This is a genomic window from uncultured Kiloniella sp., from assembly GCF_937128705.1.
Taxonomy (GTDB): Bacteria; Pseudomonadota; Alphaproteobacteria; order Kiloniellales; family Kiloniellaceae; genus Kiloniella.
The window spans coordinates 1-4536 of record NZ_CAKZMP010000288.1; the positions used below are offsets into that span (position 1 = coordinate 1).

Below are 4536 nucleotides of genomic sequence, written 5' to 3' on the forward strand. Positions count from 1 at the left end.
GAATGCCAGCTTTGCTTCCTTTGGTAAAGAAACGCTCAAGCCCTTTATGTTTAAAACTCTTGATCATAACAATCACACTATACGCGTTACGCGCATAGTGCAACACATTACATTTAAGAAACTGAATTTATTGTTGCGACCTCTCTAAGTACAAAAGTGGCAATCTTGGGAATATTTTACACCACCTAATGTTACTTACATTTATGAATGAAACAAAATGACTCTTGAAACCTGGACAGGGAATTTTTCTGAACTTTCAGCTAAATGTTCATCTTTTTTAAGGGAAAAAGGATTTTCAGGAATAACAACTCGCTCATTAAGAAACTACTTTGATAAAGGGTGTATTTCTGCCGGCAACAGATCTGGTCGTAATGTTCATTACAGCCAAGATCATATAATTCAAGTTTTAATGGTTAAACACTTTTTATCTCAAGGGTTCACATTAAAGCAAATATCAACCCACCTCTTAAATCACACGGATACAGAGTTAAAATCATTATTTTCCACACTCTCATTAGAAGTTAAATTTATCAGAACTTCATGGGATACCTTTTGTGTTCTTTGATGAAAGAAATATTAACATTCGTTCCTCGAATCAATCTACAATTCGTGGGTTCTATTTAAGCGACCTTTTACACAAAGTATTTTTGACAAAACAAACTACGCAGTTATGTGAGATGACACTAATTGGGTTCTATTAATAGATCAGTGACATTTTAGGAGGCATCTTCGAACTATATTATAATTAGCACCTTATAATAGTATCTTGTATAAATTTTAATGACGATTTACAGATGCCCTTTCGTAAATAATCCAACGGCGATACATCATCAAAAACCGTTTACTTTTTTAAAGCTTCGGTAATCCCCCCCCTTTAACTCAATGAGTTAAAGGGGGGGGATTATTTTTAGAGACTATCAGTTAGATACGCCTGTATTAACTCTTGATCACACTTGCCATTTAGACATCCACGTATTCAAGGTGTAAAAAATATGGTTTACAATTTCTGGGCCCGGAGCTTCTGTATTGGGGTCTTTCACTAAATAGTATGAATTTTTGGTTTTAATCATTCCAGTAGCTAAATCCGTTTTTACCACGATGGATGTCATCCACTCTGTTCTTTGGTTTTCAGAATATCCGACAAGATGACTTGAGATAAGTTCCCCCTTCTGATCACGGAAAGACACCATATTCCAATTACGGATTGTATCTTTTACCGCGGATAGAGGAGTGTCTATTGCACAGGAAAGTAGCTGTAATGTTTCATCAGTTGTAACTTCTACAGCACCGATTTTTTTAAGTTTTTGATTGAGATCATCAAGTGTCTTCATAAACAATGTCCTTTATTTAAATAACATCAAGCTCTTCGGCAAAGCGGTGCTTTTGCCTCTGAGTTTGATCGAAATATTTGAGAATTTTTGGTTTATTTTTGAAAAATTTAAACATGATTGCTTCTCCTTTCACGCAAGGGAAAGAAAGGAGAAGCGGTTATGTTCAATGATTACGCCTAATTTGCGTTATCTAGGACAGCCCCTATTATATAAACGAGCTGAAGGGACAAAATAATGCAACGAGTAAAGATACAATCAAGCGACAGGTCGGCTGTAATCACAAAAGCTGTAATTCGCGCTGGTGATCAACTCGGTCTTAAGCAAAAAGAAATTTCCGATATTCTTGGTCTTTCTGAAGCGACTATTTCTCGCATGAAAAAGGGCGAATACTTTCTATCAGAAGAAAAGAAAGACTTTGAGATCGCAGCTCTATCGATTCGGTTGGTTAGAAGTTTGGATGCGATTGTTGGCGGAGATCCTAAAGCTAGAACAAGCTGGATTAGAAGCCATAATGCCTATTTAAATCAGGCCCCTCTTGAATTAATGAAAACAATAACAGGCTTGATGGATGTCATTAATTACGTGGACTTCAGACGAGCTCAAGTCTGAAATAATTACATTTTCTCCCCACGAAGTATGGAGGGTCGTTGAAGCACAGCATGTCGTCTCTACAATAAAGCTGGTTGATGACTTGGAGGAACAACAACTTCTTGAGGAAATTCAGGAAGACGTAAAGCCGGTTTTACAGCCTGAGTTGAAGGACTTTCATTATCTTCTTGCCTTAAAGCTTTCACGTTCTAACTAAACTAATAACCTTTGATTGAATTAGATAGGCCTCTTTTCTCCTTTTTACTCTTATATTCAAGGTTATGCCAATAAGGTTGAATATAGAGATTTATATTCAGGCTTATTTGATTTCGGTGGTTGCGGGGGGGGATCTGGGTGTAGAGCTAAGCCCCGATCAGGTTCCCATAGCCCAAAGAAAGATTATCGCCACCTGCCGAAAGATTGGTAAGCCCGTAATCGTGGCTACTCAAATGTTAGATCACATTATTCAAGGTCATTTTTTGCTTATTAATTTCTAAACTATCGCCGGATTTGTGACTTGGTTCAATGTCTGCTAATGGCACAAAGCGGCTAAGAATTTTGATTACAAGTCAATATACTTAGAATCTTACTGAAAAGAAATTGCAGTCAAACCACTAACATCAACCGTAGATCTAACATCAGCTAAATCATATTGATCTTGCATCAATAACCAGCTCTCAGCACTTCGGCCAAGAACAGCTTCAAGCTTAACAGCCATTTCTGCGGATACATCACTTTTCCCGCTGATCAAGCGACCAAAGGTAGAAGAATGCACACCAAGCTTCTTCGAAACTTCATTCGCTGATAACTCCAAAGGATCAAGATAGACTTCTTTGATAAACTCCCCCGGATGCGGTGGATTATATTGTTGATATTCCATTAGTGATAATCCTCGTAATTCACAATATAGACGTTACCATTCTCAAATATGAACGTTATCCGCCAGTTTCCATTGACTGTTATTGACCAAGTATCTGCTCGGTTTCCCGAAAGGTTGTGTAACTTCCACCCCGGCAATTTCATATCTTCGATGGTCATTGCAGTGTGCAGGGCTGACAATTGCAATCTTAACTTAGAAGCGTGGTTTGCCTGAATGCCAGCTTTGCTTCCTTTGGTAAAGAAACGCTCAAGCCCTTTATGTTTAAAACTCTTGATCATAACAATCACATTATACGCGTTACGCGCATAACGCAACATATTACGTTTAAGAAACTGAATTTATTGTTGCGACCTCTCTAAGTACCAAAGTGGCAATCTTGGGAATATTTTACATCACCTAATTTACAATTCGCACCAATAGCTCGACAGATATGTATAACTAAAACTGATTTACAGTGGTAAAGGCGTTTTCGTAAATATTTCGACGGCGACACATTATCAAAAACCGTTTACTTTTTTCCTTTTACGCAAGGGAAAGAAAGGGCGATTGGTCGCTGAAATATAGCGAAATTTACTATACTTCCCTATACTTCTCTAAATTTGCACTTGTTACTTTTTAACCTAAAACGCAAAACACCCCTACCGCTTACGCATGTGGGGACGTTATCGTTGGTTACAAGCACGCAACCAACGATAACTTCAACTGAAGAACAAGCCGCTTTTGGTTGGTAAGGAAGACCGTTGTAGATTCAATAATCTAACTATAGAAACGCACAATAACCTAATTACTAGTAGACATAATACCCTAATTATGATGCAGCCCAATAACCTAACGATTAAATAAAGAAAAACTGATAAAACATGGCTCTACCATCTGAAAAACTAGCCAATTCATTAGAAGCACTAAAAGCACTACAAGATAAAGGTATTGTAGCTATACGCTCTGCTGATCTCTCACGCGGGCAACATGCAGGTGCCGAAACAATTGCTGGTCAGGTTAAAAAAGGCTGGAAATGACATTACCAAGTTACCGCATGACACGTCTTTCTATAGGGTGAAAGCCTCAATTCCAAAAGCACAAGATATTGAGGTTAAAGAAGGCTTGCGGCTTTTTCCTTTACCAGCTTCCCTCGTTGCTTGCTCATCAACAGCATCCAACCGAACTACGCACAGCCCTTGCCCTCATAAAGAACTCGTCTGACATACTTGGCCTTCTTTTAGAAGGGGAGCATAGCAAAGTGGCAGGGCGCTTGGCTGGTGCATTTCGTAATATTGGCCGTGACCGTATCGCTGATGACATACTATCTACAATGAAAGCCGCTGATTTCGATGTAAGAGAGGTCGATCCATTCACAGAGAAAAGGCCTTCCTTGATCAACTACGATCAAATTACTAATAGCTTAGTCTGTCTGGTGATATTTGATATTATTTTCTGTGCATATTTTCCTTGCTAATTCTTCCGTCACTTCGTTTAAGGGAGGTTTGCCTTGTAGAATTGCCTCTTTTATCAGACTCTTTACCACTCTAGATATGGCATCCTTTTGTTTCTGAATGATACCTATCACTTTAAAAGATGTTTTGCTTGAGTATATTTCTGTCCATTTTTCATCAACTTGTTTATTTAGTTCCTTTTGGAAAGAGATTTTATTTTGAGGCGACTTCTCTTTCTTTTTCGTGGAAATAATGTGTGCAATTTCAGATCGAAGAAAATTTCCATCTCTGTTTTCAAGTTTACATT

General features: G+C 38.1%; 9 protein-coding genes. 5 read left to right on the forward strand and 4 right to left on the reverse strand.

Annotation, left to right across the window (positions count from 1 at the left end; all coding sequences use genetic code 11):
- Positions 1-217 precede the first annotated feature (217 nt).
- Positions 218-565 (forward strand): MerR family transcriptional regulator, encoded by a 348-nt coding sequence (locus Q0241_RS14565; protein ID WP_299378756.1) that lies wholly within the window; start codon positions 218-220, stop codon positions 563-565.
- 382 nt (positions 566-947) lie between these two features.
- Here Q0241_RS14565 and Q0241_RS14570 read toward each other — a convergent pair whose 3' ends face one another.
- On the reverse strand, positions 948-1331 hold the full coding sequence (locus tag Q0241_RS14570) for a hypothetical protein (protein ID WP_299378758.1): 384 nt from the start codon (positions 1329-1331) through the stop codon (positions 948-950).
- 234 nt (positions 1332-1565) lie between these two features.
- Between Q0241_RS14570 and Q0241_RS14575 the strand changes: the two genes are divergently transcribed.
- The 3 genes from Q0241_RS14575 to Q0241_RS14585 all read left to right on the forward strand — a co-directional run bounded on the left by Q0241_RS14575 (position 1566) and on the right by Q0241_RS14585 (position 2416).
- On the forward strand, positions 1566-1940 hold the full coding sequence (locus tag Q0241_RS14575; protein WP_299378760.1) for an antitoxin Xre/MbcA/ParS toxin-binding domain-containing protein: 375 nt from the start codon (positions 1566-1568) through the stop codon (positions 1938-1940).
- Positions 1900-2136 (forward strand): hypothetical protein, encoded by a 237-nt coding sequence (locus Q0241_RS14580; RefSeq protein ID WP_299378763.1) that lies wholly within the window; start codon positions 1900-1902, stop codon positions 2134-2136. The genes Q0241_RS14575 and Q0241_RS14580 overlap by 41 nt, the downstream gene beginning before the upstream one ends.
- 64 nt (positions 2137-2200) lie before the next feature.
- Complete coding sequence (locus Q0241_RS14585; protein WP_299378765.1) at positions 2201-2416, forward strand: pyruvate kinase; 216 nt, start codon at positions 2201-2203, stop codon at positions 2414-2416.
- An 89-nt stretch (positions 2417-2505) separates the two neighbouring features.
- On the opposite strand, the gene Q0241_RS14590 is transcribed toward Q0241_RS14585, so the two are convergent.
- Together Q0241_RS14590 and Q0241_RS14595 are read right to left on the reverse strand one after the other, a co-directional pair.
- Positions 2506-2799 (reverse strand): HigA family addiction module antitoxin, encoded by a 294-nt coding sequence (locus tag Q0241_RS14590; protein ID WP_299378767.1) that lies wholly within the window; start codon positions 2797-2799, stop codon positions 2506-2508.
- The gene (locus tag Q0241_RS14595; RefSeq protein ID WP_299378769.1) at positions 2799-3077 is read right to left on the reverse strand and encodes a type II toxin-antitoxin system RelE/ParE family toxin; all 279 of its coding nucleotides are present in this window, start codon (positions 3075-3077) and stop codon (positions 2799-2801) included. The genes Q0241_RS14590 and Q0241_RS14595 overlap by 1 nt, the downstream gene beginning before the upstream one ends.
- Positions 3078-3659: 582 nt before the next feature.
- On the opposite strand from Q0241_RS14595, the gene Q0241_RS14600 reads away from it, so the two are divergent.
- Positions 3660-3815, forward strand: a complete 156-nt coding sequence (locus Q0241_RS14600) for a hypothetical protein (RefSeq protein WP_299378770.1) — start codon at positions 3660-3662, stop codon at positions 3813-3815.
- Between the two features lie 383 nt (positions 3816-4198).
- Here Q0241_RS14600 and Q0241_RS14605 read toward each other — a convergent pair.
- Positions 4199-4536: hypothetical protein (locus Q0241_RS14605; protein ID WP_299378772.1), on the reverse strand; the 338-nt coding region annotated here is incomplete at its 5' end.

Bases quoted from the DNA above. Each gene is read 5' to 3' on its own strand.
- Q0241_RS14590 (WP_299378767.1), bottom strand. From the start codon at position 2,799: ATGGAATATCAACAATATAATCCACCGCATCCGGGGGAGTTTATCAAA.
- Q0241_RS14575 (WP_299378760.1), top strand. From the start codon at position 1,566: ATGCAACGAGTAAAGATACAATCAAGCGACAGGTCGGCTGTAATCACA.
- Q0241_RS14570 (WP_299378758.1), bottom strand. From the start codon at position 1,331: ATGAAGACACTTGATGATCTCAATCAAAAACTTAAAAAAATCGGTGCT.
- Q0241_RS14600 (WP_299378770.1), top strand. From the start codon at position 3,660: ATGGCTCTACCATCTGAAAAACTAGCCAATTCATTAGAAGCACTAAAA.
- Q0241_RS14595 (WP_299378769.1), bottom strand. From the start codon at position 3,077: ATGATCAAGAGTTTTAAACATAAAGGGCTTGAGCGTTTCTTTACCAAA.
- Q0241_RS14585 (WP_299378765.1), top strand. From the start codon at position 2,201: ATGCCAATAAGGTTGAATATAGAGATTTATATTCAGGCTTATTTGATT.
- Q0241_RS14565 (WP_299378756.1), top strand. From the start codon at position 218: ATGACTCTTGAAACCTGGACAGGGAATTTTTCTGAACTTTCAGCTAAA.
- Q0241_RS14580 (WP_299378763.1), top strand. From the start codon at position 1,900: ATGTCATTAATTACGTGGACTTCAGACGAGCTCAAGTCTGAAATAATT.